The organism is Commensalibacter papalotli (ex Botero et al. 2024), from assembly GCF_947179115.1.
Lineage (GTDB): Bacteria > Pseudomonadota > Alphaproteobacteria > Acetobacterales > Acetobacteraceae > Commensalibacter > Commensalibacter papalotli.
This window is the reverse complement of the sequence record NZ_CAMXCI010000006.1, coordinates 21,673-42,060: the sequence shown is the minus strand read 5'-3', so window position 1 is coordinate 42,060 and position 20,388 is coordinate 21,673. Positions and strand designations below refer to the sequence as shown.

Annotated in this window: 15 protein-coding genes; 13 read left to right on the top strand and 2 right to left on the bottom strand. The window is 37.0% G+C overall.

The window, feature by feature from the left end:
• The first annotated feature begins 169 nt into the window (after window positions 1-169).
• From QMN76_RS09980 to nrdG, 8 genes are all read left to right on the top strand, one after another.
• Window positions 170-1,843 carry an NAD(P)-binding protein gene (locus QMN76_RS09980; RefSeq protein ID WP_408869469.1) on the top strand — a complete coding sequence of 558 codons (1,674 nt, stop codon included), beginning with the start codon at window positions 170-172 and terminating at the stop codon, window positions 1,841-1,843.
• Between the two features lie 2 nt (window positions 1,844-1,845).
• The gene (gene nifJ / locus QMN76_RS09975) at window positions 1,846-5,454 is read left to right on the top strand and encodes a pyruvate:ferredoxin (flavodoxin) oxidoreductase (protein ID WP_282024319.1); all 3,609 of its coding nucleotides are present in this window, start codon (window positions 1,846-1,848) and stop codon (window positions 5,452-5,454) included.
• A 2-nt stretch (window positions 5,455-5,456) separates the two neighbouring features.
• Entirely contained in the window at window positions 5,457-6,467 is a 1,011-nt protein-coding gene (locus tag QMN76_RS09970; RefSeq protein ID WP_282024318.1) for a dihydroorotate dehydrogenase-like protein, read from the top strand.
• Window positions 6,468-7,206: 739 nt separating this feature from the next.
• Complete coding sequence (locus QMN76_RS11030; RefSeq protein ID WP_408869468.1) at window positions 7,207-7,419, top strand: hypothetical protein; 213 nt, start codon at window positions 7,207-7,209, stop codon at window positions 7,417-7,419.
• Window positions 7,346-9,667, top strand: coding sequence for a Hint domain-containing protein (locus QMN76_RS09965; protein ID WP_282024316.1), 2,322 nt, complete (start codon window positions 7,346-7,348; stop codon window positions 9,665-9,667). The genes QMN76_RS11030 and QMN76_RS09965 overlap by 74 nt, the downstream gene beginning before the upstream one ends.
• A gap of 563 nt (window positions 9,668-10,230) precedes the next feature.
• Window positions 10,231-12,492, top strand: a complete 2,262-nt coding sequence (locus QMN76_RS09960) for an anaerobic ribonucleoside triphosphate reductase (RefSeq protein ID WP_282024314.1) — start codon at window positions 10,231-10,233, stop codon at window positions 12,490-12,492.
• Window positions 12,493-12,499: 7 nt separating this feature from the next.
• Window positions 12,500-12,697, top strand: coding sequence for an anaerobic ribonucleoside-triphosphate reductase (gene nrdD / locus QMN76_RS09955; protein WP_034340046.1), 198 nt, complete (start codon window positions 12,500-12,502; stop codon window positions 12,695-12,697).
• A complete protein-coding gene (gene nrdG, locus QMN76_RS09950) occupies window positions 12,672-13,172 on the top strand; it encodes an anaerobic ribonucleoside-triphosphate reductase activating protein (protein ID WP_282024310.1) in 501 nt (166 codons plus the stop codon). The genes nrdD and nrdG overlap by 26 nt, the downstream gene beginning before the upstream one ends.
• Here the strand turns inward: nrdG and QMN76_RS09945 are convergent.
• Window positions 13,169-14,233: an alpha/beta fold hydrolase gene (locus tag QMN76_RS09945; protein ID WP_282024308.1), complete on the bottom strand. Its 1,065-nt coding sequence runs from the start codon at window positions 14,231-14,233 to the stop codon at window positions 13,169-13,171. The genes nrdG and QMN76_RS09945 overlap by 4 nt on opposite strands.
• Before the next feature lie 133 nt (window positions 14,234-14,366).
• On the opposite strand from QMN76_RS09945, the gene QMN76_RS09940 reads away from it, so the two are divergent.
• From QMN76_RS09940 to QMN76_RS09925, 4 genes are all read left to right on the top strand, one after another.
• Entirely contained in the window at window positions 14,367-14,570 is a 204-nt protein-coding gene (locus tag QMN76_RS09940) for a zinc-finger domain-containing protein (protein WP_034340040.1), read from the top strand.
• Between the two features lie 20 nt (window positions 14,571-14,590).
• On the top strand, window positions 14,591-17,371 hold the full coding sequence (polA, locus tag QMN76_RS09935; protein ID WP_282024306.1) for a DNA polymerase I: 2,781 nt from the start codon (window positions 14,591-14,593) through the stop codon (window positions 17,369-17,371).
• Window positions 17,372-17,469: 98 nt separating this feature from the next.
• A complete protein-coding gene (locus QMN76_RS09930; protein WP_034340038.1) occupies window positions 17,470-17,940 on the top strand; it encodes a glycine zipper family protein in 471 nt (156 codons plus the stop codon).
• A 390-nt stretch (window positions 17,941-18,330) separates the two neighbouring features.
• Window positions 18,331-18,939 carry an SCO family protein gene (locus QMN76_RS09925; protein ID WP_282024304.1) on the top strand — a complete coding sequence of 203 codons (609 nt, stop codon included), beginning with the start codon at window positions 18,331-18,333 and terminating at the stop codon, window positions 18,937-18,939.
• An 11-nt stretch (window positions 18,940-18,950) separates the two neighbouring features.
• On the opposite strand, the gene QMN76_RS09920 is transcribed toward QMN76_RS09925, so the two are convergent.
• The gene (locus QMN76_RS09920; RefSeq protein WP_282024302.1) at window positions 18,951-19,742 is read right to left on the bottom strand and encodes an energy transducer TonB; all 792 of its coding nucleotides are present in this window, start codon (window positions 19,740-19,742) and stop codon (window positions 18,951-18,953) included.
• 163 nt (window positions 19,743-19,905) lie between these two features.
• On the opposite strand from QMN76_RS09920, the gene QMN76_RS09915 reads away from it, so the two are divergent.
• On the top strand, window positions 19,906-20,361 hold the full coding sequence (locus QMN76_RS09915) for a DUF2946 family protein (protein WP_034340033.1): 456 nt from the start codon (window positions 19,906-19,908) through the stop codon (window positions 20,359-20,361).
• The last annotated feature ends 27 nt before the right edge of the window (window positions 20,362-20,388 follow it).

Here is a 20,388-nt window from a genome sequence, read left to right as displayed (position 1 = left end):
TATCTTGACATAGTGAGACTGTAATTTTTCTGTCTTCATCAAAATTTATAGGCCCGCTGTTTCTAGATTATTAATATTCAGCACATCCAAACAAAATCTAATTTTTATGGATACTGAGAGGCTAATATAAATAAAAAAATTCAAACTTAATGAATTAATAAATAATCATTTGTGTGATGAGGTATCACCTTGCCACAAATCTGGAGTTCAAAGAAATATGAATAAAAACCAACATGATATGAGTGGGATTGTGGATTTAATGCGCCCACAAACAACAGGTTCTGAACGTAAAAGCCATCCCATTTATGTAGATTTACTGCCACCTTGTAATGAAGCCTGTCCAGCAGGTGAAAATATTCAATCCTGGTTAGCACATGCACAAGCTGGAGATTATTACGAGGCATGGCTTGAGTTAACAAAAAACAACCCTTTCCCAGCTATTCATGGACGCGTTTGTTATCATCCTTGTGAAACGGCTTGTAACAGAGTAGAGCTGAACAGTTCAGTCAGTATCCATGCTGTTGAGCGCTTTTTAGGGGACAAAGCCCTAGAGGAAAATTGGCAATTCCAAAAAAATATACCAAATTCAGGAAAGCGCGTTATGGTTATTGGTGCTGGACCAAGTGGCCTTTCCGCTGCGTACCACCTTGCAATGCTTGGACATACTGTCGAGATTTTTGAAGCTGGCCCTGTATCTGGAGGAATGCTTCATTTTGGTATTCCTGCGTATCGTCTACCACGTGATATCCTACAAAAAGAAGTTGATCGGTTGATTACTCTTGGTATCAAAATTAATCTTAATCATAAAATAACTGATGTATTAAATGATCAAAAAGCTGGAAATTTTGATGCGGTTTATTTAGCAATCGGTGCTCAAGCAGGCAGTAATATTAATATTCCCGCTCGTGATTCAGCAAAAATACTAGATGCTGTTGATGTATTAAAAAAAGCTGGTATCGGTGAGAAGCCATTATTAGGACGTAAAGTAGTCATCTATGGTGGTGGTAATACGGCAATGGATTCTGCAAGAACAGCAAAAAGGCTGGGTGCTGATGACGCCATCATCGTTTATCGTCGTGATCAAAACCACATGCCGGCACACCAATTCGAAGTTGAAGAAGCATTAGAAGAGGGTGTGAAAATTAAATGGTTATCTACCATTAAAAACATGGATGGTACCAATATTACCATTGAAAAAGTAGTGTTAAATGATGAAGGCAAACCTGTGCCAACAGGCGAATTTGAAACTTTATCTGCTGATTCTTTAATACTTGCTGTTGGACAAACGACCGAGACTGATTTTTTACGCAGTGTAGACGGCATTGAGTTTAAAAAAGATGGTACGGTTATTGTAGATACACATATGCAAACAGGACATGCGGGCATTTTCGCAGGTGGTGATATGGTGCCAGCCGACAGAACGGTTACCACCGCAGTCGGACACGGTAAAAAAGCAGCACACTATGTTAATGCGTGGTTAAGAGATACATTGTACCAGCCTGCTGCCAAGCATAGAGTTATTCACTATCAAGGAATGAATCTGCCAATTTATTCAGACGCAACCAAATCAGAACAAGAAGAACTGTCTTTATCTAATCGAGATAATTTTAATGAGATTATTGAAGGATTAACCGAACAACAAGCTCAATATGAAGCAAAACGATGTCTCTCCTGTGGGAATTGTTATGAATGTGACAATTGCTATGCTGCTTGTCCTGAAGGCGCCATTAAGAAATTAGGGGTAGGTCTTGGGTATAGTGTTGATTTAGACAAATGTACGGGTTGTGCTGCTTGTTATGAGCAATGTCCATGTCATGCCATTGATATGCAAAGTGAGATTTAGTGATGAGTAAAAGAATTATAATCGATGGTAATACAGCCGCCGCGGACGTTGCCTATCGCCTAAACGAAGTCTGTGCGATTTTCCCTATTACCCCCTCCTCTACAATGGCAGAACTTGCTGATGAATGGGCAGCACAGGCTAAAAAGAATATTTGGGGTAACATTCCTCATATTCAAGAAATGCAAAGTGAGGGTGGTGCTGCTGGAGCTGTGCATGGTGCTCTTCAGTCTGGTTCATTAACAACAACATTTACCGCCTCTCAAGGGTTAATGTTAATGCTACCTAATATGTATAAAATTGCAGGTGAGCTTACATCAACGGTTTTTCATGTGGCTGCTCGTGCGTTAGCTACTTCTGCTTTATCTATATTTGGTGATCACTCTGACGTCATGGCTGCCAGAACAACAGGATTTGCCTTGTTTAGTTCTGGAAATGTTCAAGAAGCCCATGACGCCGCATTGCTTTCACAAGTAGCGACGTTAAAATCACGCGTGCCTTTCTTACATTTCTTTGATGGTTTCAGAACCTCTCATGAATTAAATACACTCGAAATCTTAGACGATTCAGTGCTTAGAACGATGATCGATGATGAATTAGTTTATGCGCATCGTGCACGCGCTTTAAATCCAGAAAATCCATTCATTCGTGGTACTGCCCATAACCCAGATACTTTTTTTCAAGCACGTGAGGCTGTTAACCCTTATTATGAAAAAGTGCCTGATATTTTACGAGATGCAATGAATGAATTCGCAAGATTAACAGGGCGTCAGTATAAACTGTTTGATTATTATGGTGCAGAAGATCCTGAAAAAATCTTAATTTTAATGGGTGCTGGTGCGAAAACAGCTGTTCAAGCTGCTAAATTATTAGCTGCAAAAGGTGAAAAAGTTGGCGTTATCCAAGTTCGTCTTTTCCGTCCTTTTTCTATTCAATATTTGCTGGACGTTCTACCTAAAACAGTCAAAAAAATTGCAGTTTTAGAGCAACATAAAGAAGTTGGTTCCATTGGCGAGCCTTTATATCAAGATATTATTGTGGCAATGGCTCAAGCAATTGCAAGTAAAAAAATATCTGAAATGCCTCTTATCATTGGGGGGCGTTATGGTTTATCTAACAAAGACTTTACTCCCGCAATGGCAATAGCTGTCTATGCAGAGCTAGATAAAGAACATCCTCGTAACAGCTTTACGATAGGCATTAATGATGATGTCAGCCATACCAGTTTAACTTTTGATAAAACATTAAATCCAGAATCAGATAAAGTCACCAGAGCCGTATTCTTTGGTTTAGGTGCTGATGGAACCGTGGGGGCTAATAAAAATAGTGTAAAAATTATTGGTGATGATGCTGGCCTTTATGCTCAAGGCTTCTTTGTTTATGACTCTCATAAATCAGGTGCGCAAACAATATCTCATTTACGTTTTGGGCCAGAACCTATTGATGCGCCATATTTAATTGAGCATGCCAATTTTGTAGCATGTCATAAATTTGAATTTTTAGAGCGACAAGATATTTTAAAACTGGCTTCTCATAATTCTGTTTTTTTATTGAATGCACCTTATGATGCCAGTGAAATATGGGATAAATTATCCAAAGACGTTCAAGAACAGATTATCGAAAAAGACATCCAATTCTATGTCATTAATGCTAGTTCGGTAGCCAAAGAACTAGGCCTTGGCTTTAGGGTAAATACAATTTTACAAACTTGTTTCTTTTCTATTTCTGGCGTTTTAGATAAAGACCAAGCCATTAAAAGCATCAAAGCACATATTCAAAAAAGTTATGGCCGTAAAGGTGAACATGTTGTTCAACAAAACTATGCTGCTGTTGATGGTGCTTTAAAATATTTACAACAAGTTGATGTACCTAAAACAGTAACCAGCAAGCTTGAAAAAATAGCACTCGTTCCTGCAAATTCTTCAGACTTTATTAAACAAGTCACAGCAAAAATGTTTGCTGCTGAAGGGGATTCTATTCCAGTAAGTGCAGTTCCAGCAGATGGTACTTTTCCAAGTGGCACTTGTGCCCTAGAAAAACGTAATGTATCGGATATCATTCCTGAATGGCGTTCTGATCTTTGTATTCAATGTGGCCAATGCAGCTTTGTCTGTCCTCACTCAGTCATTCGCTCTCGTTACTATAACGAAAAAGAAGCCGCTAATGCTCCTGAAGGGTTTCAATCTGTTCCTGTAAATGCCAGAGGGTATCCTGAAAGCAGATTTACTTTACAGGTTTATATTGAAGATTGCACAGGCTGTGGGCTTTGTGTTGAAGCTTGTCCTGCATATAGTCTTATTGAGTCTGAAACAAAAGCGCTTAATATGATTGATAAAGCAGATATTTTTGAGCAAGAAAAAGCGAATATTGATTTTTTTGAGAAACTCCCTGTAAATAACAGAGCAGATGTCGATTTTTCCAATGTTCGTGGCGTGCAATTTCTACAACCACTCTTTGAGTTCCCAGGTGCCTGTGCTGGATGTGGCGAAACACCTTATTTAAAATTATTAAGTCAATTATTTGGCGACCGCATGCAAGTTGCTAATGCTACGGGTTGTTCCTCAATTTATGGCGGTAATTTACCTGTAACACCGTGGGCAAAAAATCATGAAGGGCGTGGACCTGCTTGGTCTAACTCATTATTTGAAGATAATGCTGAATTTGGATTAGGGTATCGTCTAGCTGCAAATAACCAATTAGAGCTTGCTGTTAAACAATTAAATGAACTGGCAGATATAGTAGATGCTTCTTTAATTGATGACATTATTCACGCACCTCAGGATCAAGAATCAGAAATTCGTAAGCAAAGAGAACGGATTGCTGAGCTTAAAGTGAAATTGTTACCCTTAAAAGATAAAGATGCTCGTGTTCAAAATATGTTGTCTTTGGTAGATCATCTTGTACGTCGCAGTATTTGGATTGTTGGTGGTGATGGTTGGGCATATGATATTGGTTATGGTGGTTTAGATCATGTATTAGCCAGTGGTAAGAATGTAAATATACTCGTGTTAGATACCGAAGTTTATTCTAATACTGGAGGGCAAGCTTCTAAGGCAACACCAATGGCAGCTATTGCTAAATTTGCTACTGGAGGCAAACACACGCCTCGTAAAGACTTAGCACTACAAGCGATTGCTTATGGTAATGTGTATGTGGCCCAAGTCGCCATGGGTGCAAATCCACAGCAAACCTTGCAAGCCTTTAGAGAAGCAGAAACTTATGATGGTCCTTCTATTATCTTAGCATATAGCCATTGTATTGCTCATGGTATTGATATGACAAAAGGAATGAACCAACAACATCTAGCAACTGAAACGGGATATTGGCCTCTCTTTAGATTTGACCCAAGAATGAGAACTTATGGGCAAAATCCTTTCCGTTTAGATTCTAATAAACCCAATTTACCCTTATCAACCTACGCATATAATGAAATCCGATATAAAGCATTGTTAAAAAGCAATCCTAAAGAAGCAGAGTATCTAATGAAAATGGCGCAGAACTGGGTAAACGAACGCTACAGAACTTATGAAGATTTGGCTGCAAGAGATGGTAGTCGCTTTCAGCCGGATCCGTTTGAATCAGGTATCGCAGCAAGAGAAAGTGTGGGAGTATAAAAATGAACCATAAAATAGACTTAACCAGTCAATATTTGGGTTTAACCTTAAAAACTCCTATCATCGCTTCTGCTTCACCTATGCATACAGATATGGAGTATTTAAAAACGCTTGAAAAAGCAGGAATAGCAGCAATTGTATTGCCCTCTCTTTTTCAAGAACAAATCGATTATGCCTTTGAAGAGCTTGATACACTTCATCATTATCATTCTGCTGAAGCCAGCAGCTATTTACCCATAGATAATATTGCCTCAGGCCCTTATGGAGTAGGCCCCGAAGCATATCTTAAACTTGTAGAAACAGCTAAGAAAACAGTTTCTGTGCCTGTTATTGCCAGTTTAAATGGATATACAAATAGTGCTTGGGTAGAATATGCAAAACTTATCCAAGAAGCTGGTGCAGATGCTTTAGAGCTAAATATTTTCTCTGTTCCTACAAATATTAATATCTCAAGCCAACAAATCGAGGATGGTTATATTAGTATTATCGCGAATATTCGTAAGCATGTCGATATTCCTTTGGCAGTAAAATTATCTCCTTATTTTACCTCAATGGGGAATCTTGCTCAGCGTATGATTGATGCAGGCGCAAATGGGTTGGTTTTATTCAATAGAATAATGTCTCCTGATATAGATATACAAAATTTGGATATAACATCTCGTTATAGCCTCAGTAACATGAGTGAAGGGTTAATTGCTCTGCAATGGATAGGATTATTAGCACGACGGGTTAATGCATCTCTTGCAGCTTCAACTGGCGTTGATGACTATCAACAAGTTGTCAAATTTTTATTGGCAGGAGCTGATACAGTAATGACAACCAGTGCGCTATTACGACATGGTCCAAACTATGTTGAAGCTTTACTTGATGGTCTTTGCATGTGGCTTAAAGCTCGTCAACAAACAGATCTTAAGTTAATGCGTGGTCAAATGAGCTGGCAGAAATTAAAAAACAATCAAGCCTATGAACGTAGCCATTATATTAAATTAGTTGGTTCCTTTCATCCTAAATAATTTACATCAATGAATAACGATTTTTCATAAAATAAAATTATAATATTTCAACATAAGGTGCTTTTATTAAGCATCTTATGTTTTTATAAATATTCATTTTTGCACTAGTTATATTTCTTGTTCGATATTTTAAAATCTCTTCGCTTTTTCTAAGCATGATGTTGTATAGTTCAACTGATCAACTCCCCCATAGAAATCTTCTATTAATCTGTCCAGTCATTATATGTTGGATATATATTTATAATTTTTCGTTATTAGCTAAATAATAAATCTGGATAAAGTTTTCAGAGATAGCTCTTTTAATTAAATACTTATTATTGAACTCTGTTTGATCGAATGTTTAGTTTATATTTAGTGACAACTGACGCGCTTAATCCTGTTTCGCTACCCAATATCATTGTATAATGTTTAATGATAACTTTAAGATGCGATGGTTAAAATATTCTAATTATTGTCCTTCTAGCAGTAACGCTCACATTTTGGCTATCAACCAATGAGCGAAACAATAAGAATGTATATTTTTTATCTAATACTTACCAATTATTATCGGTAAGCTTTAAATAAACCATTAAGTTACTAATGAAGCGACTATAACCTCTGAACTATCAATAAATATATTTATAATTATAGAAAATTTGATATCGAAACTTAACAAAAGCAGGTTAGGTTTAAACTAAGAAATATATAGATAGAATCTTCGTATTAAATTCTTAATTTTTCTGCTTACAAGGCAATCAATATGTCAAACACAGTAGTCTCCTCAGGTGAAATTGTTTCTAATATATCCATTTCCTATGGAGAACAGCTTATAATTTCTACATTTGGAAGTGCTTATAATACATCCATTTATTCTGGAGGACAATTAACGGTATCTTCATATGGAAGAGTTTCTGATACATCCATTTATGCTGGGGGGGCAATTAACAGTTGTTTCAAACGGGAATGCTTCTAATACCAATATTTTATCTGGTGGGAATTTAATAGTTACTTCTAATGGAAGTGTTTCTGATACATCTATTTATTCTGGAGGTCTATTTTCTGTTATCTCTGGAGCAAGTGTTTCTCGTACAATTATTCTCTCTGGAGCAGAGTTTACCGCTTCCTCTGGAGCAAGTATTACTGAAATAACGATTTCTGATGGAGGACTATTTACAGCTTCCCCAGGAGCAAATGTCGCGAATATATTTATTTTATCTGGCGTACAATATGCGGTCTCTTCAGGGATAAATATTTCTGGTATATATGTTTCTTCTGGAGGGCAGATCCCAGTTGCTTCAGGAGCAAGTATTATTGATACAACTATTAACTCTGGAGGGCAGTTAACAGTTGCTTTAGGGGTGAATGTTTCTGGTATATTTATTTACTCTGGTGGACAACTAACTGTTTCCTCTGGGGTCACTATTTCTAATGCATATATTAACTCTGCCGATCTTATAGGCCCCTCAGGGGTGACGTTTTATAACGCAAGTATCGGAGGGGAGTTTACAATCCCTTCTAATATGAATTTTATTCATACGAGTGTTTATACTAGCGCTAAAATTATAGTTGCTTCGGGAGCAACTATGTCTGATACGCAGGTTTTTGCTCAAGGGACGCTTATAGTTGCCTCAGGAGCCATTATTTCTAATACAAGTGTTGGATCGCTTATTGTTTCTTCTGGCGGAAGTGCCATTAATACATATGTTTATGCTAATGGAGATGTAACAGTTTCCTCAGGTGGCTCTATTACTAGTGTAGATCTCGGAGGGTTACTGACGGTTTCTTCTGGTGGAAAAATAAATGGTGAAATAACTCTTCATGGGGGTTACGCCACAATTTATCCAGATGCTGGTGGAACAATCAATTTTCCTGGAAATGGTAATCATGGCTTAACTATTTCGGGTCTTGAAAATGGTGGTATCGTAACAACCTTAATCAACAATTTTGATGGTGCAAGCACGAGTTGGTCAGATCAAATTAAATTAGCAGGCATTCAAACCTCTAATGTTACTAACGTAGCCTTTGAAGATGTTAATGGAAATATCAATGGTGATTTTGTAACCTTAATTCTTAATAATGGTAATAAAATTTCCTTAAATATTCCTGGCGCCAAAAATGAAGGATATCATCTTGCATCTGATTCAACTGGTAATTTAATTTATGAGGTTTGTTTTCTTGCGGGTTCTATGATTAAAACGCTTGAAGGAGAAATCGCGGTAGAGGATATTCGTATTGGTGATAAAATCCTTAGTTTTAACTGGCAACAAAATAAAGAAGATGTTCAATCTGTTCGTTGGGTCGGAAATAAAACCGTAAAAGTTAATCCAACATTACATGATGATGAAGCAGGGTATCCTGTACGCATTTTAAAAGATGCTATTGCTGAAGGTACTCCTTGCAAAGATCTATTAATTACCCCTGAGCATTGTTTGTTTTTTAATGGAAAATTCACCCCTGCTCGTATGTTTGTGAATGGGTATAGTATTTTTTATGATTATTCGATTACAAACTACACTTATTATCATTTTGAAACAGAGGAGCATTCAGTTATTTGGGCAAATGGAGTGTTAACAGAGAGTTATCTGGATACAGGAAATCAAACCCAATTTAGTCAACATGGTGATTGTGCTATTTTAATACGCCCAAAAAAACCCAAAACTTGGGGGAAAGATGCTGGTGCCCCCTTAATGGTTGATCGCAGTTACGTTGAACCTCTTTATCATACGTTATTGCAACGTGCTATAAAGATGGGTTTACCAATGATGCAAGATAAAAATCAACTTACCCATGATCCTGATTTTCATTTGATTACACAAGATGGTTTAACTATTGAACCTATATCACATTTTCAAGGTCGATATATATTCCCTTTACCTGATGAAAATATTAAAAGCGTTTATCTTGTATCCAGAACAAGCCGCTTAAATGATATTGATGGACCTTTTGAAGATAACCGTCATGAGTTAGGTATCTCAGTTGGAAGTATCCAAATCGTAAGTGCAGCCTATAATATACAAGTAATTAATATGACCAATCATCTAACGCAAGATGATTTACCAGGGTGGCATACTTTGGAACAACAACCTTGTCGTTGGACAAAAGGAAAAGCATTATTGAATCTGCCTGACAATAATCATAAAGAACGAAAATTAATTATTCAAGTTTGTTCTGATAGAGCATATCCTCTTAAACAAAAACAAATTCAGTCTATTGCTGTTTAAAATAAATATTGCTTACTTGTAAAAGATTGAACTAAACTTACAAGTAAGCAATTAAAGATCATATTTTTCTTTACTAGCTGTTGCATCTTCGGTTCTATAAAAATCATGGTTAGAATTCTTGTTTCAAACTTTAAATTGTTTATCCTGACCATTTTAGGATAGTATCAAAATAATTTATATTATTGATCCATAAATATATTATGAATCAGAAGAATCTAAGACCTCATTTATTAACATGAACTGAGGTCTATAAAAAATCACCGTTAGTATAATTTAATCGAACTATATCTATTTTGAAATATAGCTCTATTTCCTTCAGTGATGATTATAAATCATAAAAAAAATTCATAAATTCTTAAAACCTTAATAAAAAAAATCGAATTAAAAACTATAGCTGTTGCATACATACAAAAAGTCATCAAAAATCGTTTTGAAATATATTGTGATCAAAATCATACAAATAGTAGTTTGATTTATATTTAAATACTATATATAGTTTAATGTTAAGAATCATTCTTAAATTACATCTTGATTCTTTAAACATTACGTTTTCAAGGTATGTTATGACACACATTATCAAAAGAGACGGGTCTCTAGCACCTTTCGACCAAGTTAAAATTCTGAATGCAATCATCAAAGCCAATAATGCAACACTTGATGAAAACATGACACCTACAGATCATTTATTTTTAACTGAAAAAGTTTGCCAAAACATCAACCAAGATTATGTTAATCATGTTGAAGGAATCCAAGATATAGTTGAACGAACTTTAATCCATTACGATTATGCTGATACGGCTAAATCATATATTTTATATCGTGCCGAGCATACTAAAATCCGTAATAGTGAAACCTATTTGATGGATATATATAAAAAACTAACCTATAGCTCTGCCAAAGATGCTGATATTAAAAGAGAAAATGCCAATATAGATGGCGATACAGCAATGGGAACGATGTTAAAATATGGTTCAGAAGGATCAAAATTTTTTATAGATAATTATATTCTGCCACCTAATATTTCTAAAGCTCACCAAAATGGTGATATTCATATTCATGACAAAGATTTCTATATGTTGACGGCTACTTGCTGTCAAATTGATCTTATTACCCTTTTTGAAAATGGTTTTTCAACAGGGCATGGATATTTAAGAGAGCCAAATTCTATAGAAAGCTACTCAGCGCTTGCATGTATTGCTATACAAGCCAATCAAAACGAAATGCATGGGGGGCAAAGTGTTCCTAATTTTGATTATGCAATGGCATTAGGGGTAAAAAAAACCTTTAAACAAGAATATTGGAAAATATTCGCCATGTATCTTCAAATTAAAACCGATATGACTGAGCAGGATATTAATCTTTTACTAGAGACCCTGAAATCTCATTTTCAAGAAGATATTCATATTAATTTAATTTCTAAATTTGAAGCAAAACTAAAACAAGTTAACAACCTTTCCGTTTCAACAGAAGCACTTATTTCAGCACATCATTATGCCTGTAAAAAAGCCCTAGCCAATACTGACCGTCGTACATATCAAGCGATGGAAGCTTTTATTCATAACTTGAATACTATGAATTCCAGAGCAGGTGCCCAAGTCCCTTTCAGTTCTATCAATTATGGAACTGATATTTCTGAAGAGGGGCGCATGGCAATTCATAACCTTCTTAAAGCAACAGAGGCAGGATTAGGAAATGGGGAGACCCCTATTTTCCCTGTACAAATTTTCAAAGTAAAATCTGGCGTTAATTTTGAAAAAATTGATCCAAATTACGATTTATTTAAACAAGCTATGGCAACTTCTGCTAAACGACTTTTCCCAAATTTCAGCTTTATAGACGCCCCTTTTAATTATCAATATTACCAACCTAACTCTTATCAATCAGAAGTCGCATATATGGGATGTCGTACTCGCGTTCTGGGCAATGCACATGATGAAAATCGAACTGAAATATGTGGGCGTGGTAATTTAAGTTTTACCTCCATTAATCTTCCACGATTAGGGTTAGACGCTGATCACAATATTGATCTGTTTTTTACACTTTTAGATGAAAAAATCGATCTGGTTATCGAACAATTATTACATCGGTTAAAAATTCAAAGTCAAAAAAAAGTTAAAAATTATCCCTTTTTGATGGGTCAAGGAATTTGGATTGATTCCCATTTGCTTAATTCGGAAGATACAGTTGAAGAAGTATTAAAACACGGAACTTTAACCGCAGGTTTTATTGGACTTGCAGAAACACTAAAAGCCCTTATCGGGGTTCATCATGGAGAGAGTAAAGAAGCACAAGAACTTGGGCTGAAAATTATTTCTCATATGAGAGAACGCATGGATGAACAAGCCAAAAAGACAAAGCTTAATTTTTCCCTGATCGCAACCCCAGCTGAGGGATTAAGTGGACGCTTTGTTATGATGGATCGTGAAAAATACGGAAGTATACTAGGAATTACAGATAGAGAATATTACACAAACTCATTCCATGTTCCCGTTTACTTTCCAATAAAAACACATAAGAAAATTGATATAGAAGCGCCTTATCATGCGTTAACAAATGGTGGTCATATTACTTATATTGAACTTGATGGTGACGTTTGTAAAAATCTTGATGCTTTTGAAACGATCATACGTCATATGCAATCCAAAGGCATTGGTTATGGTGCCATTAATCATCCCTTAGACAGAGACCCTGTTTGTGGATATGTCGGTGTTATTGATAATGTCTGCCCCCGATGCGGACGTAAAGAAGGTGAAGCTATAAGCGTCGAAAAGCTTAGTCTTTTGCACCAGCAATACCCAAATGTTCCAACCTATCACCATAAATGAGAAAATTATGACGATTAAACTTGAAAATCAAACGAATACATCCGCAAATCCCCCTCATCAAACAATGGTTGGTGAAAATATCGGTTTTGCAAGAACACGCCGTATTACTGGATACCTCGTGGGAACCGTAGATCGTTTTAATAATGCTAAACAAGCAGAAGAAAAAGACCGTGTTAAACATGACTGCTCATCAACTACGCCTTAGTGGCGTTGTCGAGGAATCAATCGTTGATGGGCCAGGTTTGCGTTTTGTCATCTTTACGCAAGGCTGTCCCCATCAATGTCCAGGGTGCCACAACCCCAAAACACACCCTTTCACAGGTGGATTTTGTATGGATATTGAAACCATTTTTGAACAATTTCAGGAAAATCCATTATTGGATGGCATTACATTTTCTGGTGGCGAGCCTTTCATGCAGGCTGCCCCTTTGGTGCAATTAGCTAAAAAAATTCATTCGATAAAAAAACATATTACTATCTATACAGGTTATGTTTTTGAAAATTTATTAAAAATGAGCAAACAGAACCATGCAATTATAGATTTGCTAACCATGACAGATCTCCTAATTGATGGCCCTTTTTTATTATCTCAAAAAAATTTAGAACTGTCTTTTCGAGGCAGCGCTAATCAAAGGTTACTGGATCAACAAGAGATGCAAAAATTAATACAGCAATGTTAGTGAACAATATTATCCACTTGACTGGGCATAAAAAAAGGAACTTTTCCTTTACCTTTAACAGACATCCATGCAGATGAAGCAGCATCACCACCAGAAGGTAACCATTGGTCTGGATCATTAATCCAAGTAATAATGTCTTTGGCTACTATTTTACGGTTTTTATCTCTTAATAATAAATGATAGCCTCCAGGCACATAGTCTTTTCTTACCCATTTAGGGAATTTTTCCCACACGGTATACATAGAACCCATAGGCACAAGCTGATCATTATCGCCATATAAAACCAAAGTATGATATCGAATATAAGGGGCTGCTTTAATAGCATCATCCATTAATTTTACCAATCCATAAATGGCCTTTACCCTGCTGTCATGTAAAGATAATGGATCAAAATATAATCTTATTAATGACTCCTCATTATCACTGGCAACTATACGTTTAATCGGGGCTTTGCGTGCACTAAGATGCCAATTAGGAGCAACAGCATTTAAAAAGCGTAAAGAAAGATCCCCAACCATACCAATTTGCTTTGAACCCCAAACCGCGGGAGCCAATAAAATATATCCATCGACCTGAGGTGCATCAGAACGCGCAGCAAGGCACATTAAAACTGCACCACCCATACTTTCACCCATTAAATAAATCGGGGTATTCGGAAAACGCTGCTTGATAATTTTAACGACATCAATAACGTCCTGCACCATACGATCGGTGCTGGACCATTTACCTCGTAAACGAGCTTGACCAAAACCTCGTTGATCAGGCGAATAAATGCTAATTCCTTTATCCACAAAATATTGTGCAGAATCCTCCCATGCATCTCGGCTATCATTAAACCCATGTAAAGCAATAATAATTACTCGTTGAGAAGGAGCTTGCCATATACGCAATGGAATTAACGCATTATCAGAAGCCATTATCCAATCATCAGCAGGAATTAGTTTTTTATATTTAGCATAAGGGTCCTGAGCACTTGCTTGCTGACCTTGATCAACATCTTGCTGGTTATTTTTAGTTTGTGCCTTTAGACTATTTCCATTTAAAAATGCCCATCCCATCATAAAAATGCAGCATATAAAACAGAAATATGTTAAAAAGGTTCGATTTAAAATTCTCATCGGATACTCAATACTTAATACCAATATATTGTTTCTAGTATTGACGTTTCTTTTGATAATAAACAAGGATATTTTAATGAAAACCGAACAATCTTCTACTCCAACCACCCAGCGTGGACATTTCGAAACCGTTTATACCAACACAAAAACGGTCTCTTGTGAGGGTAACAATCCTGCTTTGGGTCATCCTCGTGTCTTTTTAAAATTAAAAGAAGGCAAAGTCGTGTGCCCTTATTGTTCTAAAACGTTTATTTTCCAAGAACAATCTGACAATCATTAAACAGAACTGATCTTAAACTCATGTCATCTTCTTCTGCTTCAAAACATCTGATCCTGGTTGATGGATCTGGCTTTATCTTTCGCGCTTTTCACGGTATCCCATTAATGTTAGACCCCTCTGGAACCCCTGTGAATGCGGTTTATGGGTTTACCAATATGATGATGAAGATTATTCGTGAACGAACAGCCAGCCATATGGCAGTCATTTTTGATGCAGGCAGAAAAACTTTCCGTAACGATATCTATCCTGCTTATAAAGCCCAAAGACCCCCTCCACCAGAAGAGCTTATTCCCCAATTTGCATTGGCCAAAGAGGCATCACGCTTACTTGGCTTACCAACAATTGAAATGGCTGGATGGGAAGCTGACGATCTAATCGCCAGTTATGCCAAAGCAATGGTCAAAGCTGGAGGGGAATGTACAATTATTTCCTCTGACAAAGATCTGATGCAGCTTATTAATGATCATGTTTGTATGCAAGATCCAATCAAAGAGAAACTCATTCGTGAGCCAGAAGTTATGGCCAAATTTGGCGTTGATCCTTCAAAGATGATTGCTTTGCAGGCTTTAATGGGGGATTCTGTCGATAATGTGCCTGGCGTTCCTGGCATAGGTCCTAAAACAGCAGCGGCTTTGATTAATGAATATGGTGGTTTAGAAGAGATACTGGCCGCCATTCCCACCATGAAAGCTTCTAAGCGTCGTGACAGTTTAGAAGAACATCAAGAAAACGCTCGTATATCTTATCAATTAGTACAATTAAAAGATGATTTAGATCTTCCTGTGCCTATTGAGAATCTAGGATGCTGTAATGCTGAAGAAGAGCGTCTGATTACATGGCTGCAAGAACGAGGATTTCGCTCTATTCTAGCTCGGTATTCTAAAGGTCATGTATCTTCTCATTCAGCTGCCGGGAATTCTGTTCAAGCATCACAAAAAGAAGAAGAGAAAGATCATTCCTATATTCTCTCTCCAGCTTACGAGAATTATGAAACCATTATCTCTCTTGAGCAGCTCAAAATTTGGATAAAGCTGGCTCAAGAAACTCACTATTGTGCACTTGATACCGAAACAGACAGTTTAAATGCATTACAAGCCAATATTGTGGGAATTTCTATGGCTGTTGCTCCAGGAAAAGCCTGTTATATTCCCATCGCACACCAACAAGAAAGTTTGTTTGAAGAACAAAGCGCTAACCAACTTGCAGTAGGCGATTTAATCAAAGCGTTTAGCGCTCTTTTTACCGATCCAGCAGTATTGAAAATCTTTCATAATGCCAAATATGATTTTCTGGTTTTTCATCATAATGGTTTTCCAATCCCCACCCCTTATGATGATACCATGATGATTTCTTATGTCCAAGCTGCTGGCAAACATCGTCATAATATGGATGAGCTGGCACAGCTTCATCTAAACCATCAGAATATCTCTTACGATGAAATAACAGGTACAGGACGTAAACGCATTACTTTTGCACAAGTTCCCATCGATAAAGCAACAAATTATGCAGCAGAAGATGCAGACGTTACATTACGTTTATGGTTATTACTCCGTCCCAATATGCGTGCGTTAAACGTATTAAGCCTGTATGAAGAAATGGAACGTCCATTAATCAATGTTTTGACGCAAATGGAGCAAGATGGAATTTTAATTGATCCAAACTTACTGCGCTCTTTATCCCAAGAGTTCAGCCAAAAGATGGATATTCAAGAAAAAGAAATCCATAAAATGGCAGGGAAAGAGTTTAACGTTGCTTCTCCTAAGCAACTTGGTGAAATTCTGTTTGATGATATGGATTTCTCTGGTGGCAAAAGAATGAAAACTGGGGCTTGGGGAACTGATTCCAAAGTTTTGCAAGAACTCAGCGATAAAGGCCATACTATTGCCGATCAAATCTTGGGCTGGCGACAATTGGCCAAGCTTAAATCTACTTATACAGATGCATTAATTGAAGATATTAATCCCCAAACAGGACGGGTTCATACCAGTTTTAATATGGTTGGCACAGTTACAGGCCGCTTGTCATCAACAGATCCAAACTTACAAAATATTCCTATTCGCAGTGAAGAGGGTGGGAAAATCAGGGCTGCGTTTATTTCTGCCCCTGATCATGTGTTAGTTTCTGCTGATTACTCTCAAATTGAACTGCGTTTATTGGCACATGTCGCCAATATTCCACAGCTTAAAGAATCCTTTATTAATAACGAAGATATTCACGCCAGAACCGCTTCTGAAGTATTTAACACCCCGATTAAAGGCATGGATCCTTTGGTTCGTCGTCAGGCAAAAGCCATTAATTTTGGTATTATTTATGGCATCAGTGCCTTTGGCCTAGGAAAACAATTAGGGGTTTCAGCAGGGATTGCAAAACAATATATTGATACATATTTTGCGCGCTATCCAGAAATCAAAGCCTACATGCAAACCACTCAAGAAGAAGCAAAAGAAAATGGGTATGTTTTAACACCGTTTGGTCGCAGATGTTGGATTGCAGGCATTCAAACTGCCAAAGGACCTCAACGTGCTTATGCTGAACGCCAAGCCATTAATGCTCCATTACAAGGAGGGGCTGCTGATATTATTAAAAGTGCCATGTTAGATATGGATAAAGCTATCAAAGAGCATCAATTACAGGCAAAAATGCTATTACAAGTTCATGATGAGCTGTTATTTGAAGTCAAAGAAGAAGATGCTGAAAAATTTGTTAATTTAACCAAAGAAATCATGCAAAAAACCGTAAAAATTTCTATTCCTTTGGTGGTTGAGGCTGGTATTGGTAAAAACTGGTCAGAGGCCCATTAAAATTATTCTTCATAATAAAAACACTCTTTTAAAATAGTAATTTGTGAATATATTCTAGTTTAACTTTATAAAACTTAGTACATAAAAGGTTCAAAGCAATGAAGATTCGTAAACTAAACACTGTTGCTTTCATAGGAGCAATCTTAGCACTCACCTCCTGCGCTGAAACACCAATGGGACCACAAGTTCAAATAACACCCCCTCCAGGTAAAACATTTGAACAATTTCTAGCAGAAAAACAAGATTGTCAAAAATATGCTGCAAATGATGTACATGGGCAAGCATCACACCAGAATAAACGCGCAATTATTGGAGGTGTCTTGGCAACAGCTGCTGGTGCGGGGCTGGGGGGTGCGCTGGGGGGTGCTTCTGGTGCAGGTATTGGTGCAGCAGGCGGTGCACTGGGTGGTGGCCTAGGGGCAACCAGTTATTCGCAAGGTAAACAAGTGGGTATCCAAACTCAATATGATCAAACCTATACGGCTTGCATGGTTGCTCGTGGGAATAAAATGACACCTAATGCAGTTGTCGTTCAACCAAATGGTGATAATTCAGTTTACGCACAATAAAACACCACCGTGTAAGTGTACGACTATAATTTATAAGAGGGAATGATCCCTCTTATTCATATGTGAAATATTATTTAAGCAAGTAAATTGTACTTAAAAATTGAAACATTGTGCAAATCAACTTTACATTTTGAACGACTTGAGAGTTACAAAAGACAATCACTTATAAAAATTGTGTAAGGACAATGAATTTTCTGACTTTACAGAAAATTTAAAATATTAATTACTATATTTAAGAAATAAACTAGACCTAGAACCTTTACAAAAAAGTAATTATTTTTTTGCTAATAGGAACTGAAATCGATCCTTATCATTCCTTTACAAAAAACAACAGATAAAGCACTATTAATTCCTTAACAAAGTCCTATTGTAAAAAAATAAGCAAATCAAATGACACAAAATAAGAAAACACCTATTTTAATTATACTCATTACTGGAGTTATAATTGCCCTAGGAGCTGGTGCTGTTGGTATCTTTTATACAAAACAAGCGATCCAAACCGCCCCTCAGCAAACAGACATAATTGGTGGCGGCTTTCAATTGCTGAGCCCTTCTGGAAATGTTGTCAGTACAGGCAGTTTTAGAGGAAGATGGATGTTAATATATTTTGGTGCTTCACGTTGCCTCAATGACCAATGCAGCCAAAACCTTAATAAAATGGGCAAAATCATGGAACTGTTGGGAAAAAAATCCATCAAAGTCATTCCTATCTTTATCTCTTTTGACAGTCAGTATGACACTCCTGATCGATTAATGTTATATATGAAGCATTTTAACAATAAAATTATTGCTTTAACTGGCGGCGATTTGGCTATTCGAGATATTTCTATTTTATATCATGTACCTCTTAAAACAGTTCAAGCTACCGAAAAAACCAAACTTATTGAACCTTTTCACCAGTTTATCCTAATGGATCCAACTGGAAAATATAATCAATCAATTAATACCGACGAAACAGCAGAACAAATTGCTGACGCTTTAAGTTCATTAATTCAATAAATCAAAGACAATTATTTCAATTTGTTTAAAGAGAAATGAACTGGCATTGTTGTTTTAATTACAGGCTGCCCTGGTGCAGCCTGACATTTCATAGCTTGCACTGCTTGTATCGCAGCCTGATCTAAATCTGAGAAACCGCTACTTTCTAAAACACCAACTTGTTTTACCTGTCCATCAGCAAGTAATTGATAGCTTACTTGGACGGTTCCTTGCTCGTGACGCCTGCGTGCGGCCATAGGGTAATCTTTAGTCAAGACACTACATCTTTGTGAAGGTGACAAAATCTGACTTGCTGATTGCACAGACGGTGCTACAGAATGTTGAGTTGGGGTTAGTTGCTGATTTGCAGAAGCTGAATGAGTAGCAGGGCTTTTATGTGTTTCATTTTGTGTCGGTTGTGTATTTTCCTGCCTCTTCTCTGATACTATTTTCTGAGGTCTAGGAATTGAAATCGGAGCAATTGCATCTGTCTGAGGTAAATTTTCTGACGCCTCAACATTTGGTTCTGTGACTGGTGGTTGTAAATCACTCTGATCTATATTTGGCGCATCATCAGGAATGGGTAAAACAACAGGTGCTTCAAATGCAACCTGTATTGAAGAATGCAAAGGGTTATCTCGTTTAGGGATTTCCATACACCAAAATGCAATCAATACGCACAAGCCATGCAATAAAAGGGCAACGAAGCTCTCTCCAATCATATAGTCAAATGAGCCAATTTTTTCCAAAGAAGGCACCATGCGTTTTGACGGGGCCTTCATGGCAGAAATATGTATTGAAGGTGAAATTGGATCCTGCTTCATTAGATCATTCTATAACCATATGCATTAACTTTGCCTTTATCCTTACTTTGTTGATATACCTGCCACACCAAGAAAGCAATTCTCTATTCCTAGAAAAACATATTTGACAATCTTATGCTTTTCATCAACAAAAGAATCATCTTACAAAGAGACAAGAACGTCAATGCAGCCTCTTAATTTACACATTAATAGGATACAAAACAGAAATAAAAGCCACTCTACTTGGTTTTTATATGCCATTTATCTTGTTTTGACTCTTTTTATTACACAATTACTGATCGCACCGTTGACTTTCAGCAATTGGTGGCATTGCCCCATGATGAGCAATGCACAGACTTCTGCACCGATGGATATGGAAGATTGCATGCATATGCAACATACACCCATTTCCAAAGAGACCAAACAAGATCACCATAAAAAATCTCAGCATGGCATGGTTTTATGCCCCTTATGCACCAGCTTTGCTTTACCCACGCCACTTTTATTAAATGGGCCAGAACTTCCAGCAATCAGTGTGATTATTATTGCCCATCAGATCAAAGCCTATTTCTCACATGCACCACCCACAAAGTTTGTGCGAGAAAACCCCGCTAGAGCCCCTCCATCTTTCAGATTCTGATCTTTCTTATCTATTATAGATAAGGAA

What these genes read in the sequence shown, in the direction of transcription:
- nrdG (WP_282024310.1), top strand. Translation starts at nt 12,672, where the DNA reads ATGACTGCTCATCAACTACGCCTTAGTGGCGTTGTCGAGGAATCAATC.
- QMN76_RS09945 (WP_282024308.1), bottom strand. Translation starts at nt 14,233, where the DNA reads ATGATGGGATGGGCATTTTTAAATGGAAATAGTCTAAAGGCACAAACT.
- QMN76_RS09970 (WP_282024318.1), top strand. Translation starts at nt 5,457, where the DNA reads ATGAACCATAAAATAGACTTAACCAGTCAATATTTGGGTTTAACCTTA.
- QMN76_RS09960 (WP_282024314.1), top strand. Translation starts at nt 10,231, where the DNA reads ATGACACACATTATCAAAAGAGACGGGTCTCTAGCACCTTTCGACCAA.
- nifJ (WP_282024319.1), top strand. Translation starts at nt 1,846, where the DNA reads ATGAGTAAAAGAATTATAATCGATGGTAATACAGCCGCCGCGGACGTT.
- QMN76_RS09915 (WP_034340033.1), top strand. Translation starts at nt 19,906, where the DNA reads ATGCAGCCTCTTAATTTACACATTAATAGGATACAAAACAGAAATAAA.
- QMN76_RS11030 (WP_408869468.1), top strand. Translation starts at nt 7,207, where the DNA reads ATGTCAAACACAGTAGTCTCCTCAGGTGAAATTGTTTCTAATATATCC.
- QMN76_RS09925 (WP_282024304.1), top strand. Translation starts at nt 18,331, where the DNA reads ATGACACAAAATAAGAAAACACCTATTTTAATTATACTCATTACTGGA.
- nrdD (WP_034340046.1), top strand. Translation starts at nt 12,500, where the DNA reads ATGACGATTAAACTTGAAAATCAAACGAATACATCCGCAAATCCCCCT.
- QMN76_RS09940 (WP_034340040.1), top strand. Translation starts at nt 14,367, where the DNA reads ATGAAAACCGAACAATCTTCTACTCCAACCACCCAGCGTGGACATTTC.
- QMN76_RS09965 (WP_282024316.1), top strand. Translation starts at nt 7,346, where the DNA reads ATGGAAGAGTTTCTGATACATCCATTTATGCTGGGGGGGCAATTAACA.
- polA (WP_282024306.1), top strand. Translation starts at nt 14,591, where the DNA reads ATGTCATCTTCTTCTGCTTCAAAACATCTGATCCTGGTTGATGGATCT.
- QMN76_RS09930 (WP_034340038.1), top strand. Translation starts at nt 17,470, where the DNA reads ATGAAGATTCGTAAACTAAACACTGTTGCTTTCATAGGAGCAATCTTA.
- QMN76_RS09920 (WP_282024302.1), bottom strand. Translation starts at nt 19,742, where the DNA reads ATGAAGCAGGATCCAATTTCACCTTCAATACATATTTCTGCCATGAAG.